The organism is Cupriavidus sp. DL-D2, from assembly GCF_039710735.1.
GTDB lineage: Bacteria > Pseudomonadota > Gammaproteobacteria > Burkholderiales > Burkholderiaceae > Cupriavidus.
Window position 1 is genome coordinate 193,012 of sequence record NZ_JBDKXK010000011.1, and the last position, 19,146, is coordinate 212,157.

The window sequence follows — 19,146 nt, forward strand, 5'->3', positions numbered from 1 at the left end:
GCGCGGATCAGGCCGCGGATTTCTGAATGCTGAAGAAAATGGGGTACACGCCAAACGGATTGGTGCCGAGCACGGCTTCCTTGTCCGCCGGCTTGGTCTGGTACCGGAAAGTAATCGTGTATCGCTGCTTGCGCGGCTTGAAGCCGTCTTCGGTGGTCGTAGTCACAAACTCGACGACCACGGTGCTGTCCGGCAGGCTCGCGATATTGGTGAACTTTGGCTCCCGCGTGAGCGTGGGCGACGACGTGACCTGACGGAACGGCTCATCCTCGTCCACCCACGCCTTGAACTGTTCCTTGGCCGAGCCCAGCATCTGCTCGCGCACGGAACGTAGGTTCGCTGCCATGCGAGACGTTTCAATTTGGGAGGTCAGGATCGGCTCGATGGTGAACCAACGTTGCACCAGGTCCTTGAGCGCGGCCTGCACCTGTCGCTCATCCGGGCGGAAGGCATCCAGTTCACGCGTGATCGGCTTACCAGTCACGTCCGACGACACACCGACCACTTTCACGACCGAAGGCGGTGGCTCACGCGTAAGGATCGCCGCCACTGCGATTACGCCCAACCCAACGGTGGCCAGCTTCCAATGATTCCGGTCCACGCTGATTCGCGTGGTACGGTCGAAGATGGCTTGCTCCGGACTTTCATCGCCATACATCCCCGGCGCAACGGTCAGGGGCTTGGCTTTGTCGGAAGATTTGCGAGTAAGGCGCATGCTGCGGCTATCCAATTTGATGCCGCCCATTGAATCAGCTAATGCCCGCCGACTATCACCAAAAAGCTATGTGATTTCACTCAGCTTTCTTAAATTCTGCGATATACCTGAAAAGTCGTATGCGCTGAGTCACCGGCGCAGCCAGATCGATGTCCCTAGAAAGACGATACAAAAAAGTGAGCTTTCTAGGATTTTGTGATGAGCGTGCTCAGACTTTTGATACCACGCCGGGACTGGCGCGGCGTGACCGAACATCAAATCCTGAGAAAGCTCGCCAAAATCCCATAGCTTTCGGCAGTCCATGCATAACGTACCCCGCCAACAATACGGGGCATGGAATCGCCGACCAACGACCACCCTCTTCTACAGCTCACGCAGCTGGCCGAAAGCGCCGTCTCGATGTTCTTCGAGTCGCTCGCGCCGCTGCACGACGTCATCCATGCGCCGGACGTTGCAGAAGTCATGATCAACCGCCACGACAGCATCTGGGTGGAACGCCGCGGCGTCCTCACAAAGCTGGACGTGGTACTTGAGCCATTCAAGGTCGAGGGCGCCGTCCGCTCACTCGCATCCTCCGTCGAAAAATCCGCAGTCCGCGGCACAGAGCAAGGCATCATCAATGCCGGCCACAAGGGCCTGCGGATCGCGGCGGTCATGCAACCGACTGCCATTGATGGTCACGCGCTGAGCATCCGTAGACACAGGGAAACGAACCTGTCCCTCGCGGACTACGCGCGAGCCGGCGCCTTTTCATTACGGAACGCCACAACCCAGGAGGAAGAGCCGATCTTTCTTGGCGGGGAGGAAGACGAAGCTCTTGCACGCGCCCTCGAACAACTGATGGTCCGCCGCAAGAACGTCATCGTCGCCGGTGGCACGTCCTCAGGGAAAACGACTTTCCTCAACGCCCTCGCGGGCAAGGTCCCGGCAGGCGATCGTGTTCTGACGATTGAGGACACGATGGAATTGAAGTTGACCGTACCTAACCAGGTCCGCTTGCTGTCCAACAAGGACAAGGGCGTCACCACGCAGCACCTCGTCGCCTTGGCGCTGCGCTTCCGCCCCGACCGCATCTTCGTTGGCGAAGTGCGGTTTGGCGAGGCGTTCGACATGCTGCAGGCACTCAACACCGGCCACGATGGCGGTATGGCCTCCCTTCACGCCAGCAGCGCACGCTCCGCTCTCTCCCGACTGGAGAGCATGGCTTTGCTCGGCATTCCACCCGGTTCCGGCTGGAAGCTCGACGACATGCGCAAGCTCATTGCCGATTGCATCCACTATGTGGTGCACATGAAACGAACCGGCGAAATGCGTCACGTCTCGGAAATCATTGAAATCAAAGGCTTTCGCGACAACGACTACGACCTCAAACGTGTCTTTTAACCAACGGAGTCTTCCTCGAAATGCAGCTCGCAATCCATCCGCGCGTACGCGCCACCGCCCGCAAGTACGCACCCTCCGCCATGCTGATGATCGGCATGATGGCCGTCGCCACATCGGCGGTGGCGGCTGACGATTCGTTCCTGGGCAATCTCGGCAACTTCATCTGCGGCCTGGCGACGTTCATCAACACCAAGTACCTGTTCGTGCTGGGGCTCATCGTGATCGTGCTTGGCGCGATCGCGTATGCCAACGCCGAATCCTCGCTCTCGAAGTTCATCTCTGGCGCTTGCGTGGGCATCGGTCTGGCCGCCGCTGCGCCGTCGATCCTCAAGACGCTGAATATTGTTGCGTCCTGCACGGGCTTCTGAAATGCGCAAACACCACGTGAGCATCGGCTTGTCCATGCCGCAACTGATTGCCGGCGCGGTGCGGACCTTGGCCATCGCCAACGGCACGATTACCGCACTGCTGATCTACGTCACCTACCGAAGCGGCTGGCAAATCCCTGTGACGTTTTTTGTCCTGGGATTGAGCGTTCATGCGCTACTGGCGTGGCTGACAAGCCGAGATCCGTGGTGGAACCAGATTCTGAACCTTTACAACCAGTACGGCGACCTCTACGAATCACTTCCGTGGCACGGCAAGTCGCATCCAGTTTTCCGCCGACCCTATGGCTTTGACAGCGACCTGCCATGCTGAAACTCAAGCGACGCCCGCTGGCTGAGATTGCCCCTTGGCTCACCTCGATCACACCTGAACTCATCCTGAACAAGGATGGCTCTCTGCTGGCCACCTACGAGTTCCGCGGCGTGGATGCAGACAGTGCCGACGCAAGCGATATCACCTCCGCACGTGAGCAGCTCGACCAGGCCTGCCGCTCGTTCGACAACCGCATTACCGCATGGTGGCGCCTCACGCACCGGCGCACCAAAGGTTACGTCGACGGCGAATTCAGCAATGGTACCGACGCCCGTCTCAACGCCCTGAATGAGGCGCACATGACGACCGGGCGCTATTTTCGGAATGCGCACTCACTGAGCATCGCCTATACGCCCGAAACCGGCGTAGCCAAGTTCTTTGAAAAAATCGGCTATCACATGACGGTCGGCGGCAAGAAAGTCTATGGCGCCATTGTCGAAGCTGCCAAGGACACCGTGCTGTCCCGCAGTGCCTTCGCTTTCGATATGGAGCAGATCCGCTCCGACACGCGCCGCTTCGAGGCCATGCTGGATGCCTTCACGGGCGGTGTTCCGCGCATCAAGCCAACCCGCCTCGCCATGCAGGAAAGCTACGAGGCGCTGCATCAGATTGCGAATCCCAGCGTGCCGAAGCGACGCATCCGGTTTCCCGTCACATTGCTTGACACCCATCTGAGCGAATCTGAAATCACCGTGGGCGCTGAGCGCCTGCTGTTCGAGTCCGCCCACGGCAAACGCTACGCAGCGATTGTGGCGGTAAAGGAGTGGATGAGCTTCCAGGAAGCCGCGCTCGACAGCCTTCTGCAGGTGGACGCGGAGCTGGATATTTGCATCATGTTCCGCTTTCTCGATACCGCGCGGGCCACGGCCTACATCGAGAAAGTGCGCCGCTTCTACAAGATGGCGGCTGTCAACCTCCGCTCGATGGTCAAGCAGTATGTGGCGAAGGAGGAAAACGAGAATGATGAGGGGCGCGAGGAGCTTGCCAAGGAAGCTGGCAAGGCCCTGAAACGCCTGACGGCCGAAGGCGTCCAGCACGGTTTCGCCAATATCTCCATCGTCATCTACGCAGATACGGAATCGGAACTGGAGGATTCAGTCAGCGAGGTGGTCGGCACGCTGACGAACGCCGGATTTGGCGCGATCCGCGAAAAGACCAACCTGATGCCGGCGTGGAACAGCACCCTCCCTGGGCGCTGGGACAAGCAACGGCGACTGCAGTTTGTCGAGACACCTGCTGTATCCGATATCGCACCGGTGCGCTCGGTGCTCGAAGGTCCAACCCGGAACGCCTGGCTATCGGAGAAGAGGGGTACCGAAGTGCCGCCGCTCACTTGCCTGCCGACACGCCACCGCACCCCTCAGCGCGTCGACATGCACCAGCCGGGTGGCAACGGCCACCTGTTCGTCATCGGCCCGATTGGCGCCGGGAAGTCCGTCTTCCTCAACTTCCTGGTGTCGCAAGCGGACCGACACGGTGCACGACGCATTCGCTTTGATAAGGATCGCTCCACGCGTATTCCGACATTGCTGAGCGGTGGGGCATTCATCGACGTAACTGGAAAATTCCAGGCTAGCACGCCGGTGAATCCGCTCTCACTGCTCTCCGATCCGGGTAGCTTTACCTATGTCGCCGAATGGCTGACGCTCGCCATTGAAGACGACAGCTTTTCGACCACACCGCAGCAAAAGCAGGACATCTTCGAAGCAGTGAAGCTGCTGGCGAGCTATGGCCCGGAACGATGGACCCTCAGCAACTTCGCCACGCAGGTCCACGGTGAACTGCGCGAGCGACTCCAGATTTGGCTTAGGGGCGGTCAATACGGTCACTTCTTCGATCACGTGGATGACGCCTTCGCCGTGAGCGACAACCTCTGCATCGAGTGCGGCGAGCTATTTCAGAAGTTCCCGCGCGCGGCTGCTCTCTTCACCGACTACGCGTTCTATCGGATCAGCCAGTCGATGGACGGCATCCGTTACACCGTCATCGAGGTGGAGGAATGCGGCTTCTTCTTCCAGAACGAACGGTTCTATAAGCGCTTCGAGGACTGGATTACCACTATCCGAAAGCTCAACGGCTCGATCTGGGCGGCGACCCAATCCTTGCGCCAGATCGCTCGCGTGGCGAATTTCGAAATCCTGAAGGAGAACATCGCTAACTGGATCTATCTGCCCAACAGCCAGGCCAAGACGACCCCTGAGCTCTATGGGGAGAAGTTCGGTCTGACCAACGACCAGATCCAGATGATCTCCGACGCGGTCCCCAACCGGGACTACCTCTGGATCACCAATACGCAGACCCGGATGCTTCAGACGGCATTCAACGACGAGATGGTCGCAATGCTGCGATCCGACGGCGTCGCCCAGTCTATTTGTGACAACCACCATGCGTCGGGCGAGCCCGATTGGCAGGAACGCTACGTCCGCGAAATGCTCGCGCGCGCGGCCTAACCCAGGGAGAAGAAGAAAGTGAAGAAGTGGATCGCCAACATCGCCGTCGCCGCATCGGTCTCGGTTGCATCAACCGCCCACGCCGCACTGCCTGTCACTGACTGGGTGGGCCTCGTCCAAACCACCATCTCGGCTCTGCAGTCAATCAAGTCCGAGGTGTACGAAAACACCAACATCGTCTACCAATACCAGATGATGGCCAACCAGTTGTTGCAGGCAACCGGCCTCGACCCCGAGGCCATTATGGATCAGTTCAACAGCATCAAAGACGAGATCGGCAAATACGAAGTGTACGGCACCACGCTAAAGGATCTTTATGGGACGGTGCAGGATAACGCCGACTACCTGAAGAAGATCCAAAGCATGGTCGTGTCGTCCGGGAAAACCAAGGAGCAATGGTTCGAAGACCAGCGTTCCCTGCTGACCAATGGCGACAAGACCGCCAAGGCGCTGTTCAGCCTTGGCGAACAGGTCTTCAAGAACACCCAGTCGGTTGCCAAACGTCGCGAGAAAATTCAATCGCAGATCAAGCTTTCGCCAACAGCACAAGCGACCGCCCAGACAACGAACCAGATGCTGGATGTGCTGGCCAGCCAGAACTCCGATTTACTCCAACTCATGAGCGTTCGCGCCCAGTCCGATGCCGACAAGGACCAGCAGAACGTTGCCAAGGAAGCGCAGAGCGCCGATGCCATGCGTGCCATTAACGCGGCGCAGGATGAAGAGCTGAAGCAGCTGCGCGCACGGGTGTACTCGCGCAAGTTGCAAGCCAATTGATAGAGGATTACCCGATGTGGTTCGCTCGCGTCATCGTGCTGCTCTTCTCGGTACTCGCGCTGCACTCCGGCGCAGTCTACGCCCAGGCCTCCGGGCCGGACACGGGAACCGAGGCCCAGCAACCAAACAAACCTTCAGTGGGTCTCGGGGCACAGAAAGGCACCATCGGAGAGTCAATCCAGAAGTGGCTCGAACAATTTACGTCGTTTAGGACGGGACTTATTGCCGGCGCGACAACCTTGAGCAAGACAGTGAAACCGGACGCGGACAAGATTGCGTTCGGTCTTGGCATCATCACGCTGACGTTGGCGGGCTTGCGGTTTGCCGCCACGTCGGACCCTGTATCCGCGTGGACTGACTTCTTCGAGACGATTCTACTGCTTGGCATATTTGCGTCGATCTACGCGGGCTATGACAAGTTCGGACCCGGCATTTACGACTACTTCCAGTCCCTTGCCACCAAAATCGCGGGCACAGACGCCACAACACCTGGCCTTACACTTGCCAGCGTCGGGGCAGGATTCATGGACTCGTACATTGAATCGATGTCGGCGGCCCAGGGCATCAGCGATGTGCTGAAGATCATCTTCGCCGGCATCCCTCTTGTCATAGCGTTTGTCTTCTGCGCTGCGGCTGCCTGCTTGTATGTCATCTTCATTTCGTTGGGTGAGGTCTCCGCGGCCATTGGCATCGTTATCGGCCCCATCGCCGTTGCATTAGGCTTGTCTGAGTACACCCGCCGCTACTTCACCTCCTGGCTCGACTTCATGATCGGCGCGTCCATGTACACAGTGGTTGCAACGATCATGGCGAAACTCGTCTCAAGTGCCCTCGTGTCGACGCTTTCGGAGCAGAAAGGTGTTGGTACAGCAACCTTGGCGGGAGCAGCATACGCGATGAGTGTCGCTATCTTCATGTTAATCGTGGCTTTGGAACTCCCCAAGATTGCCACTGGGATCTTCGGTTCAGGCGGTGGCGTCAGTGGCGGCGGCGCAATGCGGATCGGCCTGAAAGCAGCGGGTGGAATCGGCAAGTTTCTCAGCAAAAAATGAGTACACATATCCACCAACCGTTGCCTCCTGCGGCCCTCCTATCGGCGCAAGAAAGCCGTGTAGCGTTGATTCGGCAATACGCCAATGAGACAACGCCGGCGGAGTTCGACGACAAATGGTTGAGCATCCTTATCCGGTGCGCAGAGTGGTTTTCTAGCGTACCCCTTCGCCCAAATGAGCATGCGGAACCTGGGGGCGCCTTCCGTGCCACGATCGAGGCTGCATATTTCGCTATGCGATTGTCCGGCGCGCAGAAATTTGGGGCAAATCAGCCTTCGGAGCGCCGGAGACTGCTTGAACCCCAGTATCTTTATGCACTGTTCCTCGCAGCATGTTGCTCGCGGCTCGATGAGCCTTGTCGCCATTTCCAGTTTTACCGCGACAGCGACGGCGCTGAATGGATTCCTGCCGCTCATGGTGCGTTCTCAAACTGGGTCGGCACAGGTAGCTATCGTGTGTCGCGGCGGGAAATCGCTCTTCAGCCGGAACGAATGCGCACGGCACTCCTGGCGCGCGAGATCCTCGGCGCAGAACGCCTGAGCCGTTTTGACAGCGAGGTGCTGACCGACCTTTTTGGCGCCATCAATCCTGATCCGCGTCCTAGCGGTCTCGAATCTCTCTTGCACAAAGTGGCCCGTCAGGCCATTGAGACCCTGACAACCTTCGAGGTGAAAGCCCGTCAAGCCGAGTTTGCTCCGGACTCGACGCCGGCTCCGGCCGCGGAGCTGTTGGCGAAAGCGGACGGCGTTCCCGTTTCCGGCCCCTCTTGTACCGCAGTGGCCAGTCCGTCTTCTGTGCCAACTGGCGAAGTCAAGCAGCCGGGGGCGCCGACTGCTGCGCCGAGTATCGACAATAAATCGCCGTCTACACCAGAAGCGCAAGAGCCATCGTCGCGGAACGTCCTGCAGTTGGACGGCGCGCGCACGCTCCGAAAGGAAACGCTAGCGGACGACCCCTTCCAGGCGTTGGCGGGAACGTCCAATCTCATGCGTGAATTTTTCAAGGCGCTCTCGCAAGACGTGGCCACCGGCAAGACAAAGGTCACTCGCGTGGATGGGAAAGTGGCCGTTAGCAAGCGAATGCTCGGCAACTACGGACTGGCGTCTGACACGCTGGTTGAACACCTCCGCAAGGGCAAGCATCTCTACCGGGTTGACGCGCAGAGCATTCTGCTGGTCGACGAGGTGGGAAACCTCATCGCTCCGATTTCGTCGTGATGAATCCCTATACCAATCATTTCCGACCGATCTACGAGATCCGAGCCGCGCTCGGATGGAGCCTCGCCGCGGTGTTTGTCCTGTTCAGCGGCATCCCCCACGCTGGATACTTCGCGCTGCTCTGCCTGACGGTACTACTGTTCCGCTCGACTCAAGTCTGGCGCGCCCTGAAATTCCGTCTCGCTATTTCCACGAAGTGGCTGACGGTCGAAAGGATCGACTCGCTTCTCGCCCAGAGCCAAAAACTCCGTTCCAGGGACAAGGATGAGGATGCAATGTACCTCGGGACTGGCTACGAATGGACGCAGAAGCACTGCCAGCTCGCGCACGACATTCTGCGCATGCCTTCGACGGACATCCCTGGGCTACCTAAGTGGCTCCCCAAGCAGACTGTACGTGCCATCGAAAAGGCGTTCGCACCGGGGAGCAGCATCGCGGACCGCTCGCCCCAGGGCAAGCCTTGGATCGCTGGCCTGGAATCGACTAAGCACCCTATTCCATTTCACTACAAGGCAATGGGCGGTCATACGTCCATCAGCGGTACCACCGGAGCGGGGAAAACGCGCACGTTCGAGATCATCTCGACCCAGGTTATTCACAATCCCAACGACGTGTTGATTGTGATCGACCCGAAGAACGACCCCGAGTGGGTCGCTCGATGCCGGCGAGAATGCGAGCGTACGGGTCGGAAATTTCTGTATTGGAAACAGGCGGCGCCGTCACAATCCATTCGCCTCAATCCGTTGGAGAACTGGTCGCAGCCCTCGGAGATTCCGACGCGTATCGCGCAGCTCATGGAGGAAGGCCCCTTCCGGCAATTTGCGTTCCTATTTATCGACCGGTCTGTCAAGGGCGAACTCTATGTGGGCGACAAGCCCAATCTGCGCTCGATCCTTCAGTACGCACAAAACGGCATCAACAACCTGCTCGAGCGCGCGCTGCAGCGATTCTTCCCAGAAGCCGGTAAGCCAGACTGGGATGAAGAGGTTGCCGGCTATATGCAGCAGGTCGGACAAAAGGGGCGGTGGCACGCGGCTAGATGCGATGGTACGGATGTACATCGAGCGCTTCGCAAACGTCGGCAACGGTCACGAATCCATCGACGGCCTCATCTCGACTTTCCAGCACGATCGGGACCATTACGGTCGAATCATCGCGTCCGCCCTGCCCCTTCTGCAGATGCTGGCCACCGGTGAGACTGGGCTGATGCTGGCGCCGAAGGCCGACGACTTCCATGACGACCGCGAGATCTGGGATATCGACAAGGTCATAAAGCAGAAGGCAGTCCTTTACGTCGGCGCGGATTCCCTATCTAACTCGATGGTGGCCCAGGCCGTCATGTCGATGCTGCTTGCCGACATTGCGTCGGTCGCAGGGGCGATCTACAACTTCTACGCCAAGCCTCCCGAGATTGTCATTCAGGTTGACGAGGCGGCTGAGGCCATCAACGAGCAGTTACTACAGCTTTTGAATAAGGGACGCGGTGCCGGCTTCAAGGCATTCATCGCCTATCAGACTCGCTCCGACTTCACTGCCAAGCTCGGAAACGTTGCAAAAATGAACCAGGTTCTGGGCAATTTGAACAATCAGATCGTCTTACGATTGGAAGACATCGACACCGCCCAGTGGTTTGCGGAGAAGGCTGGGACCACCGCGATTCGGAACCTTGTCGTCTCCAGTAGTACCAGCACCGGCACCGAAGCCCATGTTGGTGAGTTCACTGGCTCGGTATCTCGGTCGGCACAGCTCGAAAAGGTCCCGCTCATACCGCATGACCTTCTCATGCAATTGCCCAACCTCCAGTTTTTTCTGCGGATCTCCGGTGGCGCCGTCTACCAGGGCCGTATTCCAATTATTCAGGACTAACCATCCATGCGCAGCAGTCTGTTCCGACAAGTTGTCAAGGAAAACAAGCTTTCAACGAAGCTCGCCCCTATTTTCACGCTTTCGCCCGATCTCGATGACGTTTGTACTCGTGTGGTCGACTACATCGGCGTGAACTTCCGGGTCCGTGACGAACCCTTGGTCAAGGAAATGCTATTGGATGCCATCACCGCCTGGCGTGCTGCGCGCAAGCAAGGTGATCCGAATGTCGCATTCATGAAAGGGCTGTTCGGGCGCGCTCATGATCTCTATGAGAAGCGCTACGCCGCGTTCAAAGGGGAGAGGTACAACGTCTGGGATCCGTTCCAGGAATCCATCCCCTCGTTCGAGCAGCGCCAGCCTGATGGATATGTCTGCCAGGTCGTCGAAGAACGCGTACCGGGTCCGGTCACACAGCGATGCGCCGCTTTCCAACTGGCTGCTCGCGTGCTCACGGGCTATGCCTTCTCCCGCTACTTTGAGAGCTACGATGTCGCTGGCAACTTTGCACACTGACGCGAGGCACGCTGCCATGCTGTTCCGGCAGGCTCCGGCCCGAATAGCCGCCCGGGTCTGCGGGGTGGATACCACCCTGGCACTGGCCATGCATGAGTGGATCACTTCGACCGCACCGGACAAAGGGGAAAGACCGGTGGCGTTCGCTGAGGGCGCCGCCCCGGCGTGCTTCGCTCTCGTGCAGATCGCCGTCATCAAACCAGCGATGTTTTGGGCGGCAATCGTGGCTATCCCATCCTTTCCCGTCTTTCTAGCTCTGCGTTGGTTCTAAATCATGGCCGGCAATAGCAGATTCGCTTCTCATGTTCGCCTCTGGCTCATCGTCTCGCCATTGATGATCTGCACTTTGGCGCCCTTCATTCAGGACCAGTCGGCATTTGAGATCAGCGAGGCCGAACAAACGTCCGTTGAACGAGTGCTGGGTCAGAGAAAAGCCCAAAGCGCGGTTTTGCTCGCGAACGCACGATTTCACAGGTGGTTCATTGAAACCGGTGCCGTTAAGGCTTCATTCTCTGGTTCGGATACTTCGACGGCAGTATCCGACGGCGGTGCGTCGGATTTCGGCCGCGGTTGGATGAAGCATTTTTGGCTGACCATTTACAGAGCCTTGTACCGCGCCGGTGTGGCCTACCACTGGTTGTTCGGCGCACTCTTCCTACTGCTTGCCGTGTTCAACGATGGTTCTGTCACCCGGAAGATCCGCGCTGCCAGTGCGGGCTTTGCGAACCCTGTGTCGTTCCACGTTGCAGCGCACGGCCTGATGCTTTGCTTTGGGCTGGGTGCTTCCGCGCTGCTGCTCCCCTTTTCCTTGCTCGCCAACTGGTGGACCTATGTCGTCTGCCTGGTGGGCCTACTCTGCTGGCGCCTCGCAGCGTCATTCCACGTCGGAAAATAATCCGGCCGCTTGCTGACTACATGGGCCATGCCCAGGAGAAATTCATGACCACGACCGACCTCACCCCCAACGAAGACCTCCCAGTGGATCCGGCGGCGACCACGGCTTCCCCCCCGAATCCGAGCACGCTCGGTGCCTTGGACAGCAGCGGCGACGTCGAACGCGAACTCAACGAGATGGAGGCCTCCGCCGATGCACTGCGTAAGGAAGGCCTAATCTCCACGGCCGACCACGAGCAACGCAAAGCGGAAGTCGAGCGCACCCGGAAGCTTTTTCGTGAGCTACAGCCTGAACAGCGTCAGGCAATTATCCGCCGCCGTCGTGAGCTCGGCATGCAGATCCTGGATCGCGAGCTTGCCGGCGCTGCTGTTGTTCCCATCGCTCTGAAGTTGAACCATACGCGCTTGCGGCCCCTCTTCGAACAATGGTGGCCGTACATGAACCGCATGTCGCTGAATCTTCAGCGCTTCGGGCAAAGCACGTTCACTCGCACCGAGTTGTCCACGCTCGAAACCTACTTCGAGCGTGAGCTTTCCAAGCTTGAGGACTACGTCGACGAACAGCTGCAGGTTGCCAAGGCCTATCGTGAGCAGCGAGAGACCGAAATGCGCAGCAAGGAGGAGATCGTCTTTGTACCGACCATCCAGCGCCCTTCGCTCTCACTCGAGGTCCAGGCGTACTCGCGTTTCGCCGTGCGGGCGCTACAGGTACTCATCAAATTCGACCAGACTATGGATCAGTTCGACTTCATGGTGTGGAACGGAATTCGCGACCAGAGCGATGTCAATGATGAAGTAACCCGTTTCTTGCGAAAGTTCCAGCCACTCGGCCTGCGCAGCTACACGACGCATCTGAAGCTCATGACAACGGTTCGCGGCATCTAGTGCTTTCGTGCACAACTATGGTGGCACCAAGTCCGTCGCAATGCGATGTAGTGGGACTTGGTGCCACCAACTGCCAGATAGCTGATCGGCGTCACCCAGTTCGTTAGTCTGACGTTGTGCCAGCAAGTAGGACATGGTGGGACTATGTCCCTCCTAGTGCCAGTTTGTATGGCGGACCGAGGCTTGCTACTGGCAGTTGCTGGCACTTTCTCCTACTTGCAGGGACCAAGTCCGACCATGTCGGTCAATGGCCCTCCCAAGGCATTCGCCACACCGAGTTATGTCTCTCGCTGAAGTTCTCGAAAAGCTGAACGCGTCGCAGCGCGAAGTCGTGGAGTGCCGCGACCATTGCGTGGCCGTAGCTGTTCCTGGTGCTGGGAAAACGGCGACGATTGCCGCTAAGGCCGCATTGCTACTGAGCGACCCATCACTGACCGTAGGTGCGGTCACTTTTAGCAAGGATGCTGCAATCGAGCTTCGCGACCGGATACTCGCACTGGCGGGCCCAGCGGCAAAGAAGCGGCTGATCGCCGGCACCTTCCACTCGCTCGCATATAAGCAATTGGCGTCCGTGGCTGGAAAGCGACCGGATATTGCCTCTGATGGCGATCGTGCGGCATTGATTGTCCAGGTTCTCCAGGAGATGGGGCTTGAATGGAAGATCGAGGAAGCGGTTGCGGTCATCGAGCGTCTGAAGGCCGAGCTAGGCTCACCCACAGACGATAGCGTTGAAAGCCAGATATATGTGGCCTATCAAGCTGCACTGGAGCGGAATGGGCGTGTGGACTTTCAAGACTTGATGCGGCACGCGGTCAAGGGGATGCAATCCAGTGCTATCAAGCCGTACGCCGTCGACGTGCTATTGGTCGATGAGTACCAGGATTGCGATTCGCTTCAGGCACTTTGGACTGCAATCCACGCGCGATCTGGGTCCACGACCACACTGGTAGGGGACGACGATCAGTCTATCTTCGGCTTCAGGTCGGCCCTCGGAAAAAAAGGGATGGATGCCTTCGCTGGCGAGTTCAGCGCCCGCCAGATCGTACTTGGGGTCAACTACCGGTCGCACTCAGAAATCCTTAGTGTGGCCGACAACGTGATCCGCAACAACGAGGAACGGATCATCAAGGAACTCCGCTCCAACAAGGGCCAAGGTGGATCTGTCCAGTTCCAACGGTATGACGACGAGTACAAGGAAGGTGTCGCTGCGGTTGAGGCCATGTCGGCGGCCGTTCGCGCCGGGAAGAGCGCGGCCATCCTTGCTCGGACGAATCGTATTCTTGACCCTGTCGAAGCAGTTTGCCGTTCGCATGGTGTGAAGTACTACCGCGCTGCGGGACGATCGATCCTGGATCGTCCTGAGTCCGCACTGATGGGTAACTTGCTCCAACTTATTCAGCAAACAACGAGCAACGGCCTTGACGGAATCCTCGGCTACACCGGCATTGGGTCCACGGATTTGCACACGATCCATAAGAGGTTCGCTGCCGGAAAGGTTCCCGAAGGCGTCAAGAAGAAAGACTTGATCGAAGCAGGCCTCGGCGAGGACGCGGCAGAAAAATTCGTCGAACTGACCAAAAAGATGGCCGAATGGCGAGCGCTTTGTGAACGGGAGTTTCACGCCCTGGTGCTTGATGGCGTCCACGAATGGATGCTGAAAAAGGCGACATCGGATCAGGCCAAGCGCGCGATCAACACTACGTATGACGTGCTCAGCAGACTAAATGGGACGTTCTCCGACCGACTCGATTTTCTGCGTCGGAAGAACAACGAGCCTGGCGAAGACGCCATCGTCCTTACGACCTTCCATTCCAGCAAGGGGCTGGAGTGGGATCAAACGGCGCTGATTCGTCTCGAAGAGACGGTGATTCCGGACGAAGGCAGCACGGAAGCCGAAGAACGGCGGCTCTTTTATGTGGGTCTCACGCGCGCTCGAAGCTCCATGTTTCTTTCAACTGCCAAGAAGAATCCGACGTCGCGATTTGTCGTCGAATCCGGGCTTGCCTAGCGGCACGACTCTTGTAAGTGCTGCTTAAGACAGTCGCACAAATCTGCCGAAAACATGGGCCTGCCTCTCTCAGCACTCTCCAAGCCTGAGACAGGGCATAAAATGCATTATACGGCATATACGATGACCGAAAGCATGCACTTCGGTTGGATAAAAGCAACAGAACCAATCTACTGCGAAAACATGTTTCTATTGGCTAATAGCCTGCGGCACCGCAACATTCACCAACAAGGCACTTTTTATAGCGTAGCCCGTAATTTTTGCTATGATAGGGAAATCGTGCTTTTTTGCCGAAAAACCCTTTCAGGATTGCCAAGTGCCAATCAAGACTAACAAGTACCGTCTTGCAGACATCGTCCCGATGCTGGACGTCAGCGAGGCAACCGTCCGAAGGATGATCGAAGAACAGGGGATTGTTCCTGATCGGGTTCCGGCAGGCAGCACTACGCGCCCTGTCTATTCGCTCGAACAGATCCTCCAGTTGGCGAAATCCAAGCGCCATCGCGGCAAGGTCAAGTTCAAGCGTCCACTCGTCATTGCCGTTTACGTACCGAAGGGTGGCGTTGGCAAAAGCACCTTGTCGAACGAGTTCACGGCGGAACTGACTCTGCAGGGCTACAACGTCATGGCCATCGACCTGGACGACCAAGCGTCGCTGACCGTTATGAACGGGTTCCAGCCAGATGAAGTCGCGGACGCCGGCAAGCCGAATCAGTGGCTCGTCAAGCATACCTTCCTCAATGCCTTGTATCCGGCCAATGGGGAAAAAACTACGCTGCCGCTGTCCGAGATCATCGTGAAACCGTATGGGGAACATGGCCCCAAGCTGGTGCCTGCTGACATTACGCTTGGCGAGCTGGGTTATCGACTGGCAATTCAACCGAACCGCGAGCAATTTCTGCGGAATTGGATTTCAGCGCATGCCGACAGCGACCTCAAGGATATCGACATCATCCTGATCGACAACGCGCCGTCTACGTCTGTCGTGTCTCGTGCGTCAATCGTTGCAGCCGATTTGCTACTGATTCCGGTTCGCCTCGATGCGCTGACTGTGAAGTCGCTCAGTTTCCTTGCGAACGAACTGACGGGGCTATCGGAGTCGCAACTGCCGATTCCCCAGGTCGTCGCGGTTCCCAATTTCTTCAAGGCGAATAACAGCCGCAGCGCTCGCGTCATGAGCGCCTTGCAGCGGTCTTTCGGTGACGATGTTCCGATTGCCCCGCACGTGGGTGAATCCGAGCGCTTCCCACGTTCGCTGATGCATGACATCGGTCACGAGCTTGAAGAGGTGCTGCCCGTCACGTTTGAGGGGTGGACGCGCGCACTGGAACGGCAGCACGAAGAGATCCGAAACGTGTGCAAGTTTGTGATGAACATTGCCGAAGAGACGTTCGCACGTGGCGAAACGCCGGGCTTGTTCGACGACGCTCCCGAATCGAGGAGGGCGACTAACTAATGACTGAAAGAAAGCGTTCCTTCCAGCCGCCGCCAGTTGCAGAAGTAGCATCGCCGGGCGGCGACACGCCGGCCGCGGCACCCGTGCCAGGCGGCGGCTTCAAGATTGCGGCATTTCCCAAGCGATCGGCCGGCGCCGCCACGGTCCCGGTGACCGATGCTGTGACGACTGCGCCTGCGCCCGCTATCGTCGCGGCTGAACACGCGCCCGTAACGGTTTCTGAGCCCTCCATCCGCTTGGATGACGGGGCCGTAAGGGGCTTTCCGGTTGCCATTGATCGACTGGAAACCCATCCATGGAATGCTCGGATTCATCGTTCGGCAGCTCGCATCAAGGAGCTAAGCCTCCAGATGTCCACGGACGGTCAGGAATCGCCAATCATTGTCACGAAGAACCCCGCTAAGGCGGGTTATTGGTTCATCGTCGATGGCGAGACGCGTTTCCGGAGCGGGCAGAAGTTGGGATGGAACCAGCTTTGGGCGCTTGAGCGTGCGGTCGATCCCAACGATGCGAAAGAGTTCTATGCCGTTTCGTTTGAGCGTACTGACTCGACGGAGCCAATTTCTCAAATTGACCAGGGTCTGCGCTGGGCCGAGCTCGTCGGCAAAGGTCACGCCACGCTGGAATGGTTGGCTGAACGGCTTGATAGGAGCAAGGCAACGATCAGCAATATGCTGTCCTACGGGAAGTTCCCCCAGAAGGTAACTGACCGGATGGCCGAGCATAGTGAGGCATTCCCCTACACCGTCGCGGCTGAGTTGTCACGGCAGATTGGGGATATGTCTCAGCTGGGCGACGATCAATTGCTCGCGCTCGTGGACAAGGTCATCGACGAGAACGTCTCCCGCCGCGGTATCGAGGCGCTGGTCCGTCAATTCGTTCGTGAACCTGGTGCGAAGCGGGAACGCAAGGCCGCACTGACGAATCGCCCGATTATGGTGGGTTCCGCCAAGGGCGGCTCACTGCGTGAGTACGCCAATGGCGGGATCGAACTAAAACTCCAGCCGTCGGCTGCTCTTTCGACTGAGGCGAAGCAGGAGTTGCTCGAGATCCTAGGTGCCGCTGTCGATGCGCTGAACAGTGGCGGCGGCGAGGGAATCAAGGAAGTTCTTCTTGAGCGCCTCTCCGCCGGAAAAAGAGACGTATGATGCACTCAGTCATGGCCGACATGCATTCCCCTTCCATGCAACGCATGGGGAAGTCATTCGGCCTCGACATTGCTACATCATTAAGCCAGTTGGATGCTAGTGTCCGCTCAGGCGGACTGGTATTTAGCCGGCTAAACGCCCTTACCCTTCTCACTCTGATCGCGCAGCCATTTAGCCGGCTAAACGCTGGCAACCTGCGGACCTTTCCTGCGTTTAGCCGGCTAAACGCGTTCGTCCCACCGTTCTCGTTTAGCCGGCTAAACGTTCGGCACGAGCATCCGGACAGTCAGCGATACGGGTCTCCCTGGTCCGGTCCATTTAGCCGGCTAAATGGACCTCGATCCCAGACACCAAAAGAAAACGCCCCAGTAACCCTGGGGCGTTTTCTTTTGTGGCCTTTGAATCGACTGGAGCGCCAATGAGCCCCTAGACGCAAAAGACAAAAAGAAAAAGCCCGGAGCTGCAACTCCAGGCTTTCTCAGTGATGCGTTGACTTCGGTCTTACTTCCAAACTCAAGCTCGCAACTGGAGTGTAGGAAGCTCGGATCGTCGTGTCAATGCTCTTCACGAATAAAAACTAAATGAGCAAACGATGACGACCAATACAGCAGTCGGTGGAGAGCTTATTTTCTCTGCAAATAGTGCGTACGCTAAAGAAGCACAGTTTGCGATTAATAAGCAGACATCGCTCGCGCAATGCGAAGCGGTAACTCAAGAAGTTTCCAATAGCTTTGAAAGCCCTGATTTTCTTCCTTCGCGCGTTATGAAGGCGATTGCACTCGCGTACGAATCCCGATTTTTTAATGATCTTTCAATCACGACCCGTCAGGTATTAGCAGCATTGATTCGGTTCTCTCTTAACGACAAAAACATGCACCAATTAGCCTACGTTAAGAAGGAAACGTTGGCCCGTCATGTCGGAGTTAGCGAAGCTACTGTCTATCGTGCGTTGTCGACCCTGGAAGGGCAGGGCCTTATCGAACGCGAGAAACAGCTCCGTACACGAATGAAGCTTCAAAACATCGGAAGGATTCGATTCACTCTGAAGTTATTAGGAGCACTCGGATTTTTGCAACGTACTTTTGAGCATGCGGTCGCTCAGCACCGCGACAACGCTGTAGTTGCAGGTGCTTCCTCGCGCACCTCCGATAACTTGACAGAAAAATCATTTAAATCAATGACTTACAAGCCGCCGAGCATCGGGAGCAAGGAGGCCGAAAAGAACCTATCCGAGCGGAAGCACGCCTTCAAGACCATCAATGGGAAAGCAGTTCCTTCCGACTTGGCCTGGTTGGCCGAGCGAAACGCATTGGCGGTCACAGCCATCTTCAAACTCATGAAGGCTGCGCGCGCAGCGGGCAAGCGGCTCTCCGATGTGGTGGCAGTGACCAAACACGCTCTTCAGAAGCTGCAGGGCAAAGAGCTTTACGCCTACCTGAGTTCCCTGTTGTCCAAGGACGTCGACTTCACCTTTATCGCGAAAGAGCATGCGGATATGGCTGACCAGGAACAGCAGCGAGAAAGGAAAGCCGCCGAAACGCAGAACCGGATCAGCCAATTGGCAGTGAGCCTGCGCGGCAAAAAATTTGAGTTGCCGGACGGATCGACCATTTCGGTCGACGAAGTGTCTGTGGTCGTCCGCCGAGGCAGTTTTACGTCATCCACTCCGTTGCATGCGGCTTTGGGTCAGCTCGAGGCATTGGCCTCCGGCCAAATTGCCTCGCTCACCCCAAAGGAAATGCGCGAGCCCGATCGACGCAGCCGCAACGACGTGGCCGGCCACCTCGCCCAGTCGCTCGCGCTCTTGCGTCAACAGTTGCCGGCATCAATTCGGCGCAGCGAACGGCTGGCGGGTTGAGGAGCGGCGATGGTCAACCATCTCTCACCAATGCGAGACGTTAACCCCGTGGGTAAACAACCAGTCTTCTACGAAGAAACAGTCCAACCGGGAATTTTCTTGCAGACTAGGCACGACAAAACCGACCGACTGAACTAAATTTATATACTGAACGTACGACAAAATGAGTCTCGGCTCCGACACGCCGCTGTGACCAAAATGTGCCGCAGTGGCAGCCAAAGGCTA

Annotated in this window: 16 protein-coding genes and 1 pseudogene; 16 read left to right on the forward strand and 1 reads right to left on the reverse strand. The window is 57.6% G+C overall.

What is annotated here, in order from left to right; translation table 11 throughout:
• Positions 1–7: 7 nt before the first annotated feature.
• Entirely contained in the window at positions 8–715 is a 708-nt protein-coding gene (locus ABDB81_RS08740; protein ID WP_137927721.1) for a type IV secretion system protein, read from the reverse strand.
• 333 nt (positions 716–1,048) lie between these two features.
• On the opposite strand from ABDB81_RS08740, the gene ABDB81_RS08745 reads away from it, so the two are divergent.
• The 16 genes and pseudogenes from ABDB81_RS08745 (at position 1,049) to ABDB81_RS08820 (ending at position 18,921) form a co-directional block, all read left to right on the forward strand.
• The gene (locus tag ABDB81_RS08745) at positions 1,049–2,098 is read left to right on the forward strand and encodes an ATPase, T2SS/T4P/T4SS family (protein WP_137927722.1); all 1,050 of its coding nucleotides are present in this window, start codon (positions 1,049–1,051) and stop codon (positions 2,096–2,098) included.
• A gap of 20 nt (positions 2,099–2,118) precedes the next feature.
• Entirely contained in the window at positions 2,119–2,466 is a 348-nt protein-coding gene (locus tag ABDB81_RS08750) for a TrbC/VirB2 family protein (RefSeq protein WP_008645667.1), read from the forward strand.
• Position 2,467: 1 nt separating this feature from the next.
• Positions 2,468–2,797 (forward strand): conjugal transfer protein, encoded by a 330-nt coding sequence (locus ABDB81_RS08755; RefSeq protein WP_008645668.1) that lies wholly within the window; start codon positions 2,468–2,470, stop codon positions 2,795–2,797.
• Positions 2,791–5,247, forward strand: coding sequence for a VirB4 family type IV secretion system protein (locus tag ABDB81_RS08760; protein ID WP_137927723.1), 2,457 nt, complete (start codon positions 2,791–2,793; stop codon positions 5,245–5,247). The genes ABDB81_RS08755 and ABDB81_RS08760 overlap by 7 nt, the downstream gene beginning before the upstream one ends.
• Before the next feature lie 18 nt (positions 5,248–5,265).
• Complete coding sequence (locus tag ABDB81_RS08765; protein ID WP_137927724.1) at positions 5,266–6,024, forward strand: conjugal transfer protein TrbJ; 759 nt, start codon at positions 5,266–5,268, stop codon at positions 6,022–6,024.
• Between the two features lie 14 nt (positions 6,025–6,038).
• The gene (locus ABDB81_RS08770; RefSeq protein WP_137927725.1) at positions 6,039–7,076 is read left to right on the forward strand and encodes a type IV secretion system protein; all 1,038 of its coding nucleotides are present in this window, start codon (positions 6,039–6,041) and stop codon (positions 7,074–7,076) included.
• Positions 7,073–8,293, forward strand: coding sequence for a TraI domain-containing protein (locus ABDB81_RS08775; RefSeq protein WP_137927726.1), 1,221 nt, complete (start codon positions 7,073–7,075; stop codon positions 8,291–8,293). Before ABDB81_RS08770 ends, ABDB81_RS08775 begins: the two co-directional genes overlap by 4 nt.
• Positions 8,293–10,159, forward strand: a pseudogene (gene traD, locus ABDB81_RS08780) (conjugative transfer system coupling protein TraD). The gene ABDB81_RS08775 and the pseudogene traD overlap by 1 nt, the downstream one beginning before the upstream one ends.
• A 6-nt stretch (positions 10,160–10,165) precedes the next feature.
• Positions 10,166–10,672, forward strand: coding sequence for a hypothetical protein (locus ABDB81_RS08785; protein ID WP_137927728.1), 507 nt, complete (start codon positions 10,166–10,168; stop codon positions 10,670–10,672).
• Positions 10,673–10,688: 16 nt separating this feature from the next.
• Positions 10,689–10,943 (forward strand): hypothetical protein, encoded by a 255-nt coding sequence (locus ABDB81_RS08790; protein WP_237380996.1) that lies wholly within the window; start codon positions 10,689–10,691, stop codon positions 10,941–10,943.
• 3 nt (positions 10,944–10,946) lie between these two features.
• Positions 10,947–11,567: a DUF4400 domain-containing protein gene (locus tag ABDB81_RS08795; protein ID WP_137927730.1), complete on the forward strand. Its 621-nt coding sequence runs from the start codon at positions 10,947–10,949 to the stop codon at positions 11,565–11,567.
• Positions 11,568–11,611: 44 nt separating this feature from the next.
• A complete protein-coding gene (locus ABDB81_RS08800) occupies positions 11,612–12,451 on the forward strand; it encodes an ATPase (RefSeq protein ID WP_137927731.1) in 840 nt (279 codons plus the stop codon).
• A 280-nt stretch (positions 12,452–12,731) separates the two neighbouring features.
• On the forward strand, positions 12,732–14,459 hold the full coding sequence (locus ABDB81_RS08805) for an ATP-dependent helicase (RefSeq protein ID WP_137927732.1): 1,728 nt from the start codon (positions 12,732–12,734) through the stop codon (positions 14,457–14,459).
• Positions 14,460–14,775: 316 nt separating this feature from the next.
• On the forward strand, positions 14,776–15,915 hold the full coding sequence (locus tag ABDB81_RS08810) for an AAA family ATPase (RefSeq protein ID WP_249359677.1): 1,140 nt from the start codon (positions 14,776–14,778) through the stop codon (positions 15,913–15,915).
• Entirely contained in the window at positions 15,915–17,063 is a 1,149-nt protein-coding gene (locus ABDB81_RS08815; RefSeq protein ID WP_237380999.1) for a ParB/RepB/Spo0J family partition protein, read from the forward strand. Before ABDB81_RS08810 ends, ABDB81_RS08815 begins: the two co-directional genes overlap by 1 nt.
• Before the next feature lie 592 nt (positions 17,064–17,655).
• Positions 17,656–18,921, forward strand: a complete 1,266-nt coding sequence (locus ABDB81_RS08820; RefSeq protein ID WP_137927733.1) for a helix-turn-helix domain-containing protein — start codon at positions 17,656–17,658, stop codon at positions 18,919–18,921.
• Positions 18,922–19,146: the final 225 nt, after the last annotated feature.